General features: G+C 55.7%; 15 protein-coding genes. 12 read left to right on the forward strand and 3 right to left on the reverse strand.

Annotated elements, in window-relative coordinates; all coding sequences use genetic code 11:
- Positions 1-70 precede the first annotated feature (70 nt).
- A complete protein-coding gene (locus ACR0AM_RS11950) occupies positions 71-1,441 on the forward strand; it encodes a class II 3-deoxy-7-phosphoheptulonate synthase (RefSeq protein ID WP_480623016.1) in 1,371 nt (456 codons plus the stop codon).
- Positions 1,442-1,510: 69 nt separating this feature from the next.
- On the opposite strand, the gene ACR0AM_RS11955 is transcribed toward ACR0AM_RS11950, so the two are convergent.
- On the reverse strand, positions 1,511-2,185 hold the full coding sequence (locus tag ACR0AM_RS11955) for a PAS domain-containing protein (RefSeq protein ID WP_480623017.1): 675 nt from the start codon (positions 2,183-2,185) through the stop codon (positions 1,511-1,513).
- Positions 2,186-2,429: 244 nt separating this feature from the next.
- Between ACR0AM_RS11955 and ACR0AM_RS11960 the strand changes: the two genes are divergently transcribed.
- The 11 genes from ACR0AM_RS11960 (at position 2,430) to ACR0AM_RS12010 (ending at position 12,866) form a co-directional block, all read left to right on the forward strand.
- A complete protein-coding gene (locus ACR0AM_RS11960; protein WP_480623018.1) occupies positions 2,430-3,320 on the forward strand; it encodes a YicC/YloC family endoribonuclease in 891 nt (296 codons plus the stop codon).
- A gap of 17 nt (positions 3,321-3,337) precedes the next feature.
- Positions 3,338-3,979: a guanylate kinase gene (gene gmk, locus ACR0AM_RS11965; RefSeq protein WP_480493148.1), complete on the forward strand. Its 642-nt coding sequence runs from the start codon at positions 3,338-3,340 to the stop codon at positions 3,977-3,979.
- Positions 3,976-4,500, forward strand: coding sequence for a gamma carbonic anhydrase family protein (locus ACR0AM_RS11970; RefSeq protein ID WP_480472778.1), 525 nt, complete (start codon positions 3,976-3,978; stop codon positions 4,498-4,500). The genes gmk and ACR0AM_RS11970 overlap by 4 nt, the downstream gene beginning before the upstream one ends.
- Before the next feature lie 28 nt (positions 4,501-4,528).
- Complete coding sequence (locus ACR0AM_RS11975) at positions 4,529-5,575, forward strand: sensor histidine kinase (protein WP_480603610.1); 1,047 nt, start codon at positions 4,529-4,531, stop codon at positions 5,573-5,575.
- A gap of 185 nt (positions 5,576-5,760) precedes the next feature.
- Positions 5,761-6,801 (forward strand): substrate-binding domain-containing protein, encoded by a 1,041-nt coding sequence (locus ACR0AM_RS11980; protein ID WP_480623019.1) that lies wholly within the window; start codon positions 5,761-5,763, stop codon positions 6,799-6,801.
- Positions 6,802-6,890: 89 nt separating this feature from the next.
- Positions 6,891-8,363, forward strand: coding sequence for a phosphate ABC transporter permease subunit PstC (gene pstC / locus ACR0AM_RS11985; RefSeq protein WP_480623020.1), 1,473 nt, complete (start codon positions 6,891-6,893; stop codon positions 8,361-8,363).
- Positions 8,360-9,691 (forward strand): phosphate ABC transporter permease PstA, encoded by a 1,332-nt coding sequence (pstA, locus tag ACR0AM_RS11990; RefSeq protein ID WP_209503927.1) that lies wholly within the window; start codon positions 8,360-8,362, stop codon positions 9,689-9,691. The genes pstC and pstA overlap by 4 nt, the downstream gene beginning before the upstream one ends.
- 12 nt (positions 9,692-9,703) lie before the next feature.
- Positions 9,704-10,501, forward strand: a complete 798-nt coding sequence (pstB, locus tag ACR0AM_RS11995) for a phosphate ABC transporter ATP-binding protein PstB (protein ID WP_480623021.1) — start codon at positions 9,704-9,706, stop codon at positions 10,499-10,501.
- A gap of 16 nt (positions 10,502-10,517) precedes the next feature.
- Positions 10,518-11,219, forward strand: a complete 702-nt coding sequence (phoU, locus tag ACR0AM_RS12000; protein ID WP_480472766.1) for a phosphate signaling complex protein PhoU — start codon at positions 10,518-10,520, stop codon at positions 11,217-11,219.
- Between the two features lie 12 nt (positions 11,220-11,231).
- A complete protein-coding gene (gene phoB / locus ACR0AM_RS12005) occupies positions 11,232-11,921 on the forward strand; it encodes a phosphate regulon transcriptional regulator PhoB (protein WP_480472764.1) in 690 nt (229 codons plus the stop codon).
- 177 nt (positions 11,922-12,098) lie between these two features.
- A complete protein-coding gene (locus ACR0AM_RS12010; protein ID WP_480623022.1) occupies positions 12,099-12,866 on the forward strand; it encodes an SDR family oxidoreductase in 768 nt (255 codons plus the stop codon).
- On the opposite strand, the gene ACR0AM_RS12015 is transcribed toward ACR0AM_RS12010, so the two are convergent.
- Together ACR0AM_RS12015 and ACR0AM_RS12020 are read right to left on the reverse strand one after the other, a co-directional pair.
- Complete coding sequence (locus tag ACR0AM_RS12015) at positions 12,863-13,732, reverse strand: acyl-CoA thioesterase (protein ID WP_480623023.1); 870 nt, start codon at positions 13,730-13,732, stop codon at positions 12,863-12,865. The two genes, ACR0AM_RS12010 and ACR0AM_RS12015, sit on opposite strands and share 4 nt — an antisense overlap.
- 51 nt (positions 13,733-13,783) lie before the next feature.
- A complete protein-coding gene (locus ACR0AM_RS12020) occupies positions 13,784-15,016 on the reverse strand; it encodes a serine hydrolase domain-containing protein (protein ID WP_480623024.1) in 1,233 nt (410 codons plus the stop codon).
- Positions 15,017-15,180 lie beyond the last annotated feature (164 nt).

Genomic DNA, 15,180 nt, shown 5'->3' on the forward strand with positions numbered 1-15,180 from the left:
ATGGGATATGGTCACTCTTCATTGCTTTTTGTATAGAGGCGACCTGAACACTTCAGCGGAGATCAAAGCTATGACCGAATGGCAAAAATCGAACTGGCGCAACAAGCCCCGGGTTCAGATGCCAGACTATACCGACGCGGCCGCATTGGCCAAGGTCGAGGCCCAGCTTTCGCAGTATCCCCCGCTAGTCTTTGCCGGTGAGGCGCGGCGCCTCAAGCAACATCTTGGTGCCGCCGGTCGCGGCGAGGCCTTCCTTCTGCAAGGCGGGGATTGCGCTGAAAGCTTTGAACAATTCAGCGCCGATGCGATCCGTGACACCTTCAAGGTGATGCTGCAAATGGCGATGGTTCTTACCTATGGTGCCAAGGTGCCGGTGGTTAAAGTCGGTCGTATGGCCGGCCAATTTGCAAAGCCACGCAGCGCCCCGACCGAGGTTGTGGAAGGTGTCGAGCTGCCCAGCTACCGCGGTGACATCATCAACGAACTGGCGTTCACGCCCGAAGCGCGGATTCCGAATCCCGAAAAGATGTTGCAGGCCTACACGCAGGCGGCGGCCACGTTGAACCTGCTGCGTGCCTTCTCAACTGGTGGCTTCGCCGACATGAGCCGCGTCCATTCGTGGACTCTGGGCTTTACCGACGAACAGGATGTTCAGAAGTACTCTGAGGTGGCAGATCGCATTCAGGACACCATCGACTTCATGGAAGCGGCCGGTATCACGGCAGACACGACACACGAATTCTCGACTGTTGAATTCTACACCAGTCACGAAGGTCTGTTGCTGGAGTACGAAGAGGCGCTGACCCGTCTGGATTCGACCTCGGGCAACTGGCTGGCCGGGTCTGGTCACATGATCTGGATCGGCGACCGTACGCGACAGCCTGATGGTGCACATGTCGAGTTCTGTCGTGGCGTTCTGAACCCGATTGGGTTGAAATGTGGTCCGACGACGACGGCAGAAGACCTCAAGGTTCTCATGTCGAAGCTGAACCCTGAAAATGAAGAGGGCCGCCTGACTCTGATCGCGCGCTTTGGCGCGGGCAAGGCGGGTGAACACCTTCCGCGTCTGGTCAAGGCCGTGAAGGAAGAAGGCGCCAAGGTCACTTGGGTCTGCGACCCGATGCACGGCAACACCATCAAGTCGGCCACGGGCTACAAAACCCGTCCGTTCGATTCTGTCCTGCGTGAGGTACACGATTTCTTTGGCGTGCATCAGTCTGAGGGCACGATCCCCGGCGGTGTCCATTTCGAGATGACCGGTCTCGACGTTACCGAATGCACCGGTGGTGTGCGTGCTGTAACCGAAGAGGATCTGTCGGATCGCTACCACACCGCTTGCGACCCGCGCCTGAACGCGTCTCAGTCGCTGGAACTGGCGTTCCTTGTGGCGGAAGAACTGACCAACCTGCGCCGCAACGGGTCAAAACGCGCCGCAAGTTAAGCGTTCGAAAAGAAAGAAAAACAGCGGGCCATCGGTCCGCTGTTTTTTGTTCCGGGTGTTCAGACTGGTTCAGTCATCGCGCGACACGACCAGACGAAGGTGTTTGGCCGCGCGTTTGAAATCCGTTTGGTCTTCGGCAAAACCGTCAACGGTTTTAGGCGCAGCAGGAACCGGTGCCTGAATTTCCGAAAACGATTTGATCCGCGTATCCGTAATCGAAAATCTGCGTGGGGTTTTACCAATCGCTCCATCCGCGACCATGACCCCCAGAACCCGGCTGACGTCGCCCAGATCACTTTTGAGCGGCAAAAGGATCATGCAGGCCTGCATCCGGGTACGCCCAAGTATCCCGCTCGAATCCAGACCCAGTTCGGCAACGGCGGGTGTTACAAATACCTGCTCCAGAACATCCTTAATCCTGGCGCGGTCATCGGGCTGAAAAAAGGACGTCACAGGCATGCCACGAACCTCCATCCCCGCAAGCCCGTTCAGGTGACTTCCGGCAAGGCGAAACCGAGCCAGACCAGGGGCGATCCGTTCAAGAATGAAAGTATATTCGAGTATGTTTTCCAGCCCGCGCGGGTCAACCTGGGACCGCATCGGAACACCGTCACCTCTCAGCAATGCAGTCCAATACGCTTCGGCCTGGCGGATCGGCGTAAGGCTGCGCCCACTGTCAAAGCGATCCATTGCGACGATCTTTCCAAAATCTGACCCGGAACCAGTCCCAAAAAAGGTTTTCATTTTTTCACCCTTACGTCAATTGGCCGCCATTTTCATAAAATGCAACACAACCGGAGCATTTGTGGCCTGCAAGCCATTACCAGGGGTAGTTTGACTCGGGTTTATTCAATTTTGGAGCAATTCTTTAACGAATGGTTAACTTACCCCAAACAAAGGCGGCCTCAGCCAACTCTTGCTCTGTACCGGTCAATCGCATTAGGTGCGGCAAACATCCAAAAGGGTGAGGCCACAGGAAAGGACAGTCATGATCAGATCCATGACCGGGTTTGCCTCGGGGAAGGGTGAATACGGACCGCATAGCTGGACGTGGGAGTTGCGCAGTGTCAACGGTAAAGGCCTTGATATGCGCCTGCGCGTCCCTGAATGGCTGACCGGGCTTGAGGTGGCCCTTCGGGCCACGCTGTCAAAATCCCTGAGCCGTGGGAATGTGACCCTTTCAATGCGTCTGAATCGTGAGGACTCTGCCTCGGAACTGGCATTGAACGAGGTCGCTATGGCCGCTGCTCTGAGTGCGTTGGAGCAAACACACAAGATGGCAGCTGCGCGCGGCATCGCTCTGGAACCGGCGCGCGCCTCGGACCTTTTGGCACTGAAAGGCATGTTGGATGCAACCGCAGATGCGGATGATCCCGCTCCGCTGGTGGCGCGCCTGACCGAAGATTTCAACGACCTGTTGGCCGCTTTTGTCGGAATGCGCCAGGCCGAAGGCGAAGCGTTGGCGGCCGTGCTGAACACTCAGCTGGACCAAGTTGCGGCGCTGACAGCGCAGGCAGCCGATCTGGCCGTGCAACGCAAGGACAAGATGGCCGCGGCACTTCGGGACAATCTGGCGCACGTACTGGACAATGCGCAGGGCGCGGACCCGGATCGCGTCGCGCAGGAACTGGCTTTGATCGCGGTCAAAGCCGACATTACCGAAGAGATCGACCGCCTGTTTGCACATTTGGCCGCAGCGCGAGAGTTGCTTGGGCAGGAAGGGGCTGTCGGACGCAAGCTTGATTTCCTGATGCAAGAGTTCAACCGCGAAACCAACACGCTGTGTTCCAAGGCTCAGAGTACGGATCTGACGGCTGTCGGGCTGGAATTGAAGGCGGTGATCGATCAGATGCGCGAACAAGTGCAAAACGTGGAATAACGATGGGAACGACTGATATGGCGGATCGCCGAGGCCTTTTAATCATCCTGTCTTCCCCGTCCGGGGCAGGCAAATCCACCCTGGCAAAGCGGCTGATGGACTGGGACAAGGACCTTGAGTTTTCGGTCTCGGCCACAACCCGTGCCCCGCGTCCGGGGGAAGAACATGGGCGGGATTACTATTTTCTTTCTGAAGACGAGTTCAAGCAGAAGGTCGCCGATGGCCAGATGTTGGAACATGCGCATGTCTTCGGTAATTTCTATGGCTCACCCGCTGATCCGGTGCGTAGTTCGATCCACGCGGGTAAGGACGTGCTGTTCGACGTGGACTGGCAAGGCGAGGTTCAGATCCGCAACTCGGATCTGGGTAAGCATGCGTTGTCGATCTTCATCCTGCCGCCATCGATCCCTGAACTGCGCCGCCGTCTGGAATCGCGTGGACAAGATAGCGATGAAGTTATCGCAAGGCGGATGCTCAAAAGCTGGGATGAGATCAGCCACTGGGGCTATTACGATTATGTCCTGATCAATGACGATCTTGAGGCGACCGAAAAGAAGCTCAAGACCATCGTCAGCGCCGAACGGATGCGCCGTATTCAACAGCCAAATCTGCAACAACACGTGCGCAAACTTCAAAACGAATTCGAGGGGCTGTCATGACGATCTTCGCGTTAGGCGAGCACATGCCGGATATTCACGAGGACACATGGGTTGCGCCCGATGCCAACCTGATCGGCAAGGTTGTGCTGGAAAAGGGTGCCTCGGTTTGGTTCGGCTGCACGATACGCGCAGATCACGAGGAAATCCGCGTTGGTGCAGGCAGCAACGTTCAGGAAAACTGCGTCATGCATATCGATGCCGGGTACCCTTTGTCGATCGGTCCGAATTGCACTATCGGACACAAAGTGATGCTGCACGGGTGTACGATCGGACAAAATACTCTGATCGGAATGGGCGCGATTGTTCTGAATGGTGCCCGGATCGGACGGAATTGCCTGATCGGGGCAGGTGCCTTGATCACGGAAGGCAAGGAGATTCCGGATAACTCCCTTGTGATGGGGGCTCCGGGCAAAGTGGTGCGCCAGCTGGACGAGGCCGCAGCAAAACGGATTACCCTAAGCGCGCTGCATTATCAGGAAAACATGCGCAGGTTTCGCGACACCCTGAGACCTGTTCAATAAAGCGCGTGGATTGATCGGGGTTTGAAGCATGTCAGATAACCTTCTTGATGGATTTGTTCAGGCCATTCCTATGCCCGCGCTGATGGTGGATCAGACCGAACGGATCATTGCCGCCAATACGGATGCAAAAACCCTTCTGGGGCAGAATATTGTAGGGCGGCATTTTGCGACCATCCTGCGGCAGCCACAGGTTCTCGAAGCGATTGAGCAAAGCCTTCAGTTGAAGGGAACCAAGACGGCGCGTCATCTTTCCAATGATGGCGCTCAGGACACAACATTTGATGTGCAATGCCGATATATGAACGGGGTCGGAGCCGTGTCGGGTGGCGCCATTCTGGCCACTTTTCAAGATGTCACGCACCTGGAACAGGCAAGTCAGATGCGCCGCGACTTTGTTGCCAATGTCAGTCACGAATTGCGGACACCGTTGACGGCACTGATGGGCTTCATTGAAACCTTGCGCGGCCCTGCACGCAACGATCCGGCTGCGCGTGACCGGTTCCTGCAAATCATGGCCGATGAAGCCAACAGGATGAACCGGCTGGTTGGCGATCTTTTGTCCCTGAACCGCGTGGAAAGCGAAGAAAGAGTTCGCCCAAAACAACAGCTGGAGCTGACAGGGCTGCTGCAATCCACCCTTAACTCGTTGCGCCCCCTAGCGGAAGAGGCGGGTGTGACGCTGTCACTTGACGCACAGGATGGCCCGCTTTCAGTAACCGGAGACAGCGATCAGTTACGGCAGGTATTCACCAACCTGATCGAAAACGGAATAAAATACGGTGCCAGCGGTGGCAGCGTCACAGTCAGCGTTTTGTCATCAGAGCGTGACGCGGCGATGCGTGGGCCTGGGGTGCGGGTGAAGATCATCGACAAGGGGCCAGGAATTGATTCCGTGCACCTGCCACGCCTGACCGAGCGCTTCTATCGCGCCGACAATCACAGGTCGCGGCAGTTGGGTGGAACGGGGCTGGGGCTGGCCATCGTCAAGCACATCGTCAATCGCCACCGCGGACGGTTGCGCGTGGAAAGTGAGTTGGGAAAAGGTTCCGTCTTTACAGTCATCTTACCACGGTAGCCCTTCCCGCATTATCACCCTTCAAAATCTGCCTCGTTACGTTTTTTTGACCCGAGATCTCCGGATAAACGAGGGTTGTCATAAAAGCGTTACACACTTGTCACAAAAGGCTTACGCACGGCACCTAGGGGTGCACGCAGGATCATCATGGGGGTGATCAATCATACCTTTTCAAGGAGACTGAAATGTCCTTTGTAAAACTGTCGGCTTCTGCGCTGGCAATCACCGCCGTCTCGGCAACCACCGCTGCTGCCCGTGACAACGTTCAGGTTGCCGGTTCGTCGACCGTTCTGCCATATGCGTCGATCGTCGCGGAACTGTTTGGTGAGAACACCGACTTCCCGACCCCGGTTGTTGAATCGGGCGGTTCGTCAGCTGGTCTGAAGCGTTTCTGTGAGGGTGTTGGTGAAAACACCATCGACATTGCAAACGCATCGCGCGCGATCCGTGAAAAAGAAATCAAGGCCTGCGCCGAAAACGGTGTGACTGACATCATGGAAGTCCGCATCGGTTATGATGGCATCGTCTTTGCAAGCCAGCAGAACGGTCCTGCCTTCACCGCTTTTGAACCTGCCGACATCTTTAACGCACTGGGCGCAAAAGTCCTGAAAGACGGTGAAGTGGTTGATAACCCTTACACCACCTGGGCCGAATTCAACCCGGAACTGCCTGATGTAGAAATCGCTGGCTTCATTCCAGGTACCAAACACGGCACCCGTGAAGTATTCGAAGAAAAAGTTCTGCTGATCGGTTGTGAAGCGACCGGTGCGATGGAAGCCATGATTGCTGGCGGCATGAGCGAAGACGACGCAGAAGATGCTTGTCTGGCTGTTCGTACCGACGGCAAGGCGGTCGACATCGATGGTGACTACACCGAAACGCTGGCGCGTATCGACACCAACCCCAATGGCGTCGGCATTTTCGGCCTGGCGTTCTACGAGAACAACACCGACAAGCTGAAAGTGGCAACCATGTCGGGTATCGCTCCTTCGACCGAAAGCATCTCGACCGGTGAATATCCGGTTTCGCGCCCGCTGTTCTTCTACGTGAAGAAAGCCCATATCGGCGTGATTCCCGGCCTTAAAGAATACGCCCAGTTCTTTACCCACGACGAAATCGCAGGCGCTTCGGGTCCTCTGGCAAATTATGGTCTGGTTGCGGACCCTGAGCTGGCAAAGACTCAGGATGCAATCGCCAACGAAGTTACCATGGGTTCGGGCAGCTAATCCCGCCTTTGGTTCGAAATACCGGGGGGCGGCATTCCTGTCGCCCCCACATTTTTTAGCTTTCCCGGCCAAGACCAAATGGGGGTTTCATGCCGATAGTATGGCTTGTTCTGATCGTGCTAGCGATTGCTGCAGTCGGTTACCTGTTGGGGCGCACACGCGCCCTGCAAAGCGCCACAGGAGATATCCGGGCTTTGCACTCGCTTCCGTCGTATTATGGCGCAAATGTCGCCCTCAAGACGATCGTTCCCGCATTTGGCCTTATGATCCTCTGGTTGCTAGTACAACCGCTTTACGTGAACTCTCAGGTATCCGAAATGATCTCGGGTTCCGCCATCGAAGACGGCGCGTCCCTCAATCTGGTCATGGCCGAGGTCCGTCGCACCGCGTACGGCTTGGATAACGCAGTTGCCGCCGGGCAGATACCCGAGGAACTGGCGCGCAACGAGCGCGCGGATGTGATCGACATGACCCAGCGTCTGAAGGATGCCGGGCAGGTGGTGACGTCGGATATCACGCAACCTGTGCTGCGCGCGGCGCAAAGCTATCGGATCATGAATGCGACCGGCTATTCGGTCATGACTGTCGCCGTCATACTGACGGCACTCGCCGGTGCTGCGGCCAGCTGGTTTCAAACTCACGCAGAATACCGCGCGCGCAATGTGGTCGAGCAGGGGGTGCGTATCCTGTTGCTGGCGGCCGCATCCATCGCAATTCTGACCACTGTCGGGATTGTCCTGTCCCTGGTTTTCAACACTTGGGAATTCTTCAAGCTCTACCCTGCTACCGATTTCTTTTTCGGCACGACATGGGCCCCCAGCTTTTCGGGGCGCGGCGGGTCGTCTGAACTTGGTATTATTCCCTTGTTGTGGGGGACATTCTATATCTCGCTCGTTGCCCTGCTAGTGGCTGTCCCGATCGGGTTGTTTGCTGCGATTTACCTCAGCGAATACGCGTCACCCCGTGTCCGCGCCGTCGCAAAACCGCTGCTCGAGATTCTGGCCGGTATCCCGACCATCGTTTACGGCCTTTTTGCGCTGCTTACTGTTGGTCCGCTTTTGCTTGGCCTGTTCGGGGATGACGGGCTTGGCTGGATGAAGGCTGGCACGGCAGTCATGACCGCTGGGTTGGTCATGGGCATCATGCTGATCCCGTTTGTGTCCTCGTTGTCGGATGACATCATCAACGCGGTGCCGCAGGCCATGCGCGACGGCTCTTACGGACTGGGTGCAACGCAATCCGAAACCATCCGTCAGGTTGTTTTACCTGCGGCTCTTCCAGGTATCGTGGGGGCGATCCTGCTGGCCGCATCGCGCGCCATAGGTGAGACAATGATCGTGGTTCTCGGGGCAGGGGCGGCAGCGCGGCTGAGCCTAAACCCGTTTGAAGCCATGACGACGGTCACCGCAAAAATCGTGAGCCAGCTAACCGGAGACGCGGATTTCGCATCGCCCGAAGCGCTTGTGGCCTTTGCCCTGGGTATGACCCTTTTCACTCTCACGCTTGGGCTGAACATCTTTGCCCTCTACATCGTGCGTAAGTATCGGGAGCAATACGAATGACCGACGCCAGCATGCAAAGCCCTGAAACAGGTCATCGCTCTGTCTCGTTGACTGTAGCGGATGCACATACCAAAAAACGTGCAAATGCAGAGAAACGATTTCGGGCCTACGGGATTGTCGCAATTGCAACGGGCCTGTTCTTCCTGATCGTTCTGTTCGCTTCGATCCTGTCGCAGGGTATTCCGGCTTTTCAGCGCACTGTAGTCAGCGTGGATTTCACCTTGTCCGCTGCGCAACGAGACGAGGCGGAAAGTACGTTGTTCAAGACCAAGGCCTATTCCAACCTGTTCATCGCTCAGTTGAGCAAGGAACTGGAAGACCAGGGGATCAGCGTTGATTTCGACGAAGCGGCCATCGAACGTCTTCTTGGTAAAATCGGTGGAACCATCCGAACTTACTATGCCGATAACCCCGGCAAGCTGGGTGATCCGGTCAAGTTTGATCTGGCCGCATCCAGCCGGGTTGACGGGTATTTCAAAGGCCGCGTGTCCCGTGACACCTTGCAAGACAGCCGGTTTCTACAGCTAAGCGATCTGGATCTGGTTGATGCGCTGAAACAGGCGGGCATCATCAAGCAGGCCTTTAACTGGCCGTTCATCACCGGCGCGGATTCTGGCGTTGACAACCCGGGCGGTGCGGGCATCGGCGCCTCGGTCATTGGGTCGTTCTTCATGATGCTGGTGGTTTTGGGCCTGTCTTTGCCCATTGGTGTGGCAGCGTCGATTTATCTTGAAGAATTCGCCCCGCAGAACAGATTCACCGACCTAATTGAAGTGAACATCTCGAACCTTGCCGCCGTGCCGTCGATTGTGTTCGGTATTCTGGGTCTGGCCGTGTTTATCCAGTTCATGCACCTGCCGCAATCGGCACCGCTGGTTGGCGGTTTGGTTCTGACCCTCATGACATTGCCGACGATCATCATCTCGACCCGCGCCTCGCTGAAAGCGGTTCCACCGTCGATCCGTGATGCAGCGTTGGGGGTAGGGGCCTCGAAGATGCAGGCTGTATTCCACCACGTGCTGCCTTTGGCCGCGCCGGGCATTCTGACCGGCACCATCATCGGTCTGGCACAAGCCTTGGGTGAAACCGCGCCGTTGTTGCTGATCGGCATGGTAGGCTTTGTGGCGCGGGGATATCCCGACGGGTTCCTTGCCGGCTTTACCGAGCCAAACTCGGCAATGCCCGCCCAGATTTACACTTGGGCCGCACGCGCTGATGTCGGGTTCTACGAAAAGGCCTGGGGCGGAATCATCATCCTTTTGATGTTCCTGCTGACCATGAATATCATCGCTATCATCCTGCGCCGCCGCTTTGAACGCCGCTGGTAATTGGGGGCAATAATGAACGACATGACACGAGTGGAGAGAACCGTGGACTCCAAAGACATCAAGATCAACGCGAAGAAGGTTCAGGTTTACTACGGTAGCACCCACGCCATCAAGGACGTGAGTGTTGAGATCGAAGACAAGACCGTCACGGCTTTTATCGGCCCTTCGGGTTGTGGAAAATCGACCTTCCTGCGGTGTCTGAACCGGATGAACGACACCATCGATATCTGCCGTGTCGAAGGTGATATCCTGCTGGACGGTGAAGACATTTATGACAAGCGGGTCGACCCCGTTCAGTTGCGTGCCAAAGTGGGCATGGTGTTCCAAAAACCGAACCCGTTCCCCAAGTCGATCTACGAAAACGTGGCCTACGGTCCGCGCATCCACGGCTTGGCGAAGAACAAGGCGGAACTGGATGAGATCGTTGAGAAATCCCTGCGTCGAGGCGCGATTTGGGATGAGGTCAAGGACCGTCTGGATGCGCCCGGCACGGGCCTTTCAGGGGGGCAGCAGCAGCGTCTGTGTATCGCGCGCGCCGTGGCAACCGAACCGGAAGTCCTGTTGATGGACGAGCCGTGCTCGGCGCTGGACCCGATTGCAACCGCACAGGTCGAAGAGTTGATCGACGAATTGCGTTCCCGATATTCGGTTGTGATCGTCACCCATTCGATGCAGCAGGCCGCGCGCGTCAGTCAGAAAACGGCCTTCTTCCACCTGGGTAATCTGGTGGAATTTGGTGAAACCGGTCAGATTTTTACCAACCCGGTCGATCCGCGCACGGAAAGCTACATTACAGGTCGTATCGGCTAAACACAGGTATCAAACAATGAGCGAACAACATATTGCATCTGCTTTTGACCGCGACCTCGAAACAATCCAGGCGCATATCATGAAGATGGGCGGTCTAGTTGAGGCCGCTATCATGAGCGCGGCGCGCTCTCTAGAAAGCCGTGACGTTGAGCTGGCCCAGGATGTGCGGCAAGGTGACAAGGCCATCGACGCCTTGGAAGATCTGATTGATGAGGAAACCGCGCGTCTGATTGCCTTGCGCGCGCCCACGGCCAGTGACCTGCGTTTGGTTCTTTCGGTCCTGAAGGTATCCGGCAACCTCGAGCGGATTGGTGATTATGCGAAGAACATCGCCAAGCGTACGACCGTTCTTGCCAATGCGGGCGAGATCAGCGGTAGCGCCGCTGCCTTGCGCCGCATGGCGCGCGAGGTCGAACGTATGCTGCGCGACGCGCTGGACGCATATATTCAGCGCGACGCGGAATTGGCCACCGACGTCATCAACCGCGATGAAGAGGTCGACCAGATGTATAACGGCCTGTTCCGCGAACTCCTGACCTTCATGGCCGAGGATCCGCGCAATATTTCCGCCTGTATGCACCTGCATTTCATCGCCAAGAACATCGAACGTATGGGCGACCATGTAACCTCGATTGCCGAGCAGGTGGTGTATCTGGTCACAGGCGATCGCCCGACCGAGGCTCGGCCCAAGGCCGACATAACGTCGCAAACAGCGTAGGAGACGCTTCAGATGTCCGCAGATCAACCGACAGTATTGGTGGTCGAGGATGAGTTGGCCCAACGCGAGGTGCTGGCCTACAACCTTGAAGCCGAGGGTTTTCGCGTCTCAAAAGCGGCCAACGGTGACGAAGCTATGTTGCTGGTCGACGAAGACTGCCCGGATATCATCGTTCTGGACTGGATGATGCCCAATCTCAGCGGGATTGAGGTTTGCCGCCGACTCAAAAGCCGTCCGGACACACGTTCTATCCCGATAATCATGCTGTCGGCCAGATCAGAAGAGGTAGACAAGGTTCGCGGGCTTGAAACCGGTGCCGACGATTACGTGGTCAAGCCATATTCGATCGTCGAACTGATGGCGCGTGTTCGAACACAACTGCGCCGCGTTCGACCGGCAACTGTTGGCTTGCGACTGCAATATGACGACATCATTCTGGATTCGGAAACCCACAAGGTCAGCCGCGACAGCAAGCCCTTGAAACTGGGCCCAACCGAGTTCCGGCTTCTCAGCACGTTCATGGAAAAGCCGGGCAGGGTCTGGAGCCGTGAACAATTGCTGGATCGGGTCTGGGGACGCGACATCTATGTCGATACGCGTACGGTTGATGTTCATATTGGACGCTTGCGCAAAGCCTTGACGCAACATGGCGGGGTTGATCCTGTTCGCACAGTCCGCGGTGCTGGTTACGCATTGGGATAACACGCATCAGACTTGTTTTGGTCGAATTTGTTTGATCACTGATTGCGGTTGTATCTGAGTAATTCTCCGCCGTGTCATATAACGTATAATTGGTATTATGGTAAAATAGTAGGACTTGTAATACGGAACGCAAGCCAACACTTTGAAAACACTGTAACGAACCTGCCCGGAATACGCATGGAGCTTGAGAACAAAACTATCGTTATCACCGGCGCTGCCCAAGGCATTGGTCGTGGTCTTGCAGAACGGTTTTCCCATGAAGGAGCACGTGTTGTTTGCTCGGATGTCGATATCGCTGGTGCTAAATTGGTTGCGGAACAAACCGGTGGTCAGGCGTATCCCTGCGACGTTTCCAGCGAAGCGCAGATCAAGAATCTCATTGATTTTGTAGAAGAAACTGTCGGTCCAATTGACCTGTTTTGCGCAAATGCCGGAATTCTGACGCTTGGTGGTCTCGATGTTGCGGACGAAGATTGGGATCGGATCTGGAAGATCAATGTAATGTCCCATGTTTGGACTGCCCGCCATCTGGTTCCACGCATGGTTCGTCGCGGCGGCGGATATATTATGATAACTGCGTCTGCGGCAGGTTTGCTGAACCAACCTGGTGCAGCCCCGTATGGGGTTACTAAACACGCCGCTGTAGGATTTGCCGAATGGCTTTCGCTGACATATGGCGCTGAAGGATTGAAAGTCTCGGTCCTGTGTCCGCAGGCTGTGCGTTCAAGAATGACCGAAGGACATGAAATCTCAGTAGCTTCGATTGATGGAATGCTTGAGCCCAGCGACGTGGCTGAATCCTGCGTGCAAGCTATTCGAGATGAACAGTTTTTGGTTCTACCTCATCCACAAGTTGCTGATTATTTGCAGTTCAAAGCGACTGACTACGACCGGTGGCTTGTTGGAATGCAGAAGTTAAATCAGAGATTTAGCGACAGCAGTTAAGATTGCGCGCGAACTCTGCGCATCAATCCTTCCTGTGCGACAGATGCAACAAGGGTACCGTCCTCGGAATAGATCGATCCACGGTTAAAGCTGCGTCCCTGCCCCGTCCACGGCGAATCCATCACGTAAAGATGCCAATTCTGAAAACTCACCGGGGCGTGAAACCATAGCGCGTGGTCCAGACTTGCGCCGTTGAACTCTCCACTAAACCAGCTCAAACCATGAGGCCGCAATCCAGAGGACATCAGGTTCATGTCAGACGCATAAGCCAGAAGTAAGTGCTGCGTTCTGGCGTCGACTGAAGCAGCAGCGGGCATACGGAACCAGGTCTGGTTTCGATCATCAGAGACTTTCGGTGTGAATGGGTCCAGATGATCGACTTCCCGAACCTCGATCGGGCGTTCGCGCAGCAATTCGCCCCTCAACCTTTCTGGAACACGTTCAACGTATGTTTTACGCAATTCAGATCGGGACGGGTATGCTTCCGGTGCGTTCACGACGGGCATCGGATGCTGATGGTCCCAGCCTTCATCTTGGACATGAAACGATGCAGACATGTTCAGGATTTGCTTTCCGTGCTGAATCGCAACCACGCGGCGGGTTGCGAAAGAACCTCCGTCTCGGGCTCGATCAACTTGATAAATAACGGGTTTCTCCGGATCGCCCGGGCGAATGAAATAGGCGTGTAGCGAATGGCATAACCGTTCTTCAACAGTCCGATACGCCGCAGCGAGCGCTTGCGCGATGACCTGTCCGCCAAAGATGCGTGTGGGCGTTTCACCGCCCGACCCTGTCCCGCGAAACAGATCGACCTCAAGCCGTTCAATATCCAGAAGATCCAGTAAGATACGTTCCGCTTCGGTCATCGTCTGCTCGCAAGTTGTGTCGTCCGGCACCGGGTATCAGTACAGAGGAAATCATTCAATCATGGCCGCATGAACCAGTGCCTTGAGTTCGGCGCGGGATGGGTACGAACTTGAGGGGGATAGTTGGGTAAAGAAAATCGCCGTCAGGTCATTCTGCCAGTCAATCCAGAAATAGGTCGACGCCATTCCACCCCAGCTGAAATCCCCGATAGAGCCGGGAACCCTTACCAGACCGGGATTCAGAACAACCGCACCGGCTAGCCCAAAGCCCATTCCTTCCATCGGTTGCTCTGCGAAACTCTGCGGACCCATTGACGCAATGTCCCCGGGAAGGTGATTGCGCATCATGAAATCGACGGTTTTCGGGCCAAGTATGCGGTACCCGTTCCCGGCCCCCCGATTTCGAAGCATGTCCGCGAATTTGGCATAATCATCGATTGTCGAAATCAGACCGCCACCGCCGGAAAAGGTCGTCGTGTTTTCGAACGGGGATTCTATGTGGGAATCGAACAGCCGCAGGCTTTCGCTACCGTGATCCGCGGAATTCAGCGCCATCGCGTCGCCAGCCAATGGGGTGTAGAGCGATGCGAAACGATCCCCTACCCCAGCGGGTACGGAAAAACCTGTTTCGCGCATGTCCAGCGGCTCAAGGATCTCGCTTCGAAAGAACTGCTCCAATGACTGGCCCGAGACCACCTCGATCACACGACCCAGCACGTCAATACCGACCGAGTATTCCCAGCGTGTGCCGGGTTGAAACGCCAGTGGCAGCCCTGCCAGATCGCGCACAAGATGTTCCAGAAGCCCCTGATTGGGTTTGAAAATAAGGTCTCGTTCATCCATCGCATGGGGTAAAAGCCCGGGGTTGAACGGGTAGCTTAGCCCACTGGTATGCGTCAGTAACTGATGTAGTGTTGGAGGCGGTGCGGCCTCGGTCTGATCCAGTTTCTCCGCCCCCGGGACCAGCGCCTGCATATCTTTGAATTCAGGTAGAAACTCAGACACAGGCGCGTTCAGGTGAACAAGCCCACGTTCGACCAATGTCATCAACGCGACCGATGTGACAGGTTTGGTCATGGAATAAACGCGCACCAGCGTGTCGCGTTGGAATTGCCGGCCAGTCTCGAGGCTGCTGACACCACAGGCATGAAAAAAGGCCTCATTCCCTTTGTGGTGCAGCAAAAAGGATGATCCGGCATATTTGCGATGCTCAACATAGTTTTCCATCCAATGGCTAAGCCGATCTAGCCGGTTTTGATCAAATATGGATTGCCTGTGGGACATTTGGGAACTTCCGTGAGGTTCTAAACTGCGACTGTTTGAGCTTGTGACCTGAAATAGCAGCAAAAAGTTGCGTGTTGCAGAGAAATTCGTGAACGGGCTTCATCAGCGTGCCTCACAATGGAATGTTAGACTGATTTCGACGCAGATTCGCCTGAAGTTCAATG

It is taken from the genome of Ruegeria sp. AD9 (assembly GCF_056542305.1).

What these genes read in the sequence shown, in the direction of transcription:
- ACR0AM_RS11980 (WP_480623019.1), top strand. Translation starts at nt 5,761, where the DNA reads ATGTCCTTTGTAAAACTGTCGGCTTCTGCGCTGGCAATCACCGCCGTC.
- ACR0AM_RS12010 (WP_480623022.1), top strand. Translation starts at nt 12,099, where the DNA reads ATGGAGCTTGAGAACAAAACTATCGTTATCACCGGCGCTGCCCAAGGC.
- ACR0AM_RS12020 (WP_480623024.1), bottom strand. Translation starts at nt 15,016, where the DNA reads ATGTCCCACAGGCAATCCATATTTGATCAAAACCGGCTAGATCGGCTT.
- pstB (WP_480623021.1), top strand. Translation starts at nt 9,704, where the DNA reads ATGAACGACATGACACGAGTGGAGAGAACCGTGGACTCCAAAGACATC.
- pstC (WP_480623020.1), top strand. Translation starts at nt 6,891, where the DNA reads ATGCCGATAGTATGGCTTGTTCTGATCGTGCTAGCGATTGCTGCAGTC.
- ACR0AM_RS11955 (WP_480623017.1), bottom strand. Translation starts at nt 2,185, where the DNA reads ATGAAAACCTTTTTTGGGACTGGTTCCGGGTCAGATTTTGGAAAGATC.
- ACR0AM_RS11960 (WP_480623018.1), top strand. Translation starts at nt 2,430, where the DNA reads ATGATCAGATCCATGACCGGGTTTGCCTCGGGGAAGGGTGAATACGGA.
- ACR0AM_RS11970 (WP_480472778.1), top strand. Translation starts at nt 3,976, where the DNA reads ATGACGATCTTCGCGTTAGGCGAGCACATGCCGGATATTCACGAGGAC.
- ACR0AM_RS12015 (WP_480623023.1), bottom strand. Translation starts at nt 13,732, where the DNA reads ATGACCGAAGCGGAACGTATCTTACTGGATCTTCTGGATATTGAACGG.
- ACR0AM_RS11950 (WP_480623016.1), top strand. Translation starts at nt 71, where the DNA reads ATGACCGAATGGCAAAAATCGAACTGGCGCAACAAGCCCCGGGTTCAG.
- gmk (WP_480493148.1), top strand. Translation starts at nt 3,338, where the DNA reads ATGGCGGATCGCCGAGGCCTTTTAATCATCCTGTCTTCCCCGTCCGGG.
- pstA (WP_209503927.1), top strand. Translation starts at nt 8,360, where the DNA reads ATGACCGACGCCAGCATGCAAAGCCCTGAAACAGGTCATCGCTCTGTC.
- phoU (WP_480472766.1), top strand. Translation starts at nt 10,518, where the DNA reads ATGAGCGAACAACATATTGCATCTGCTTTTGACCGCGACCTCGAAACA.
- phoB (WP_480472764.1), top strand. Translation starts at nt 11,232, where the DNA reads ATGTCCGCAGATCAACCGACAGTATTGGTGGTCGAGGATGAGTTGGCC.
- ACR0AM_RS11975 (WP_480603610.1), top strand. Translation starts at nt 4,529, where the DNA reads ATGTCAGATAACCTTCTTGATGGATTTGTTCAGGCCATTCCTATGCCC.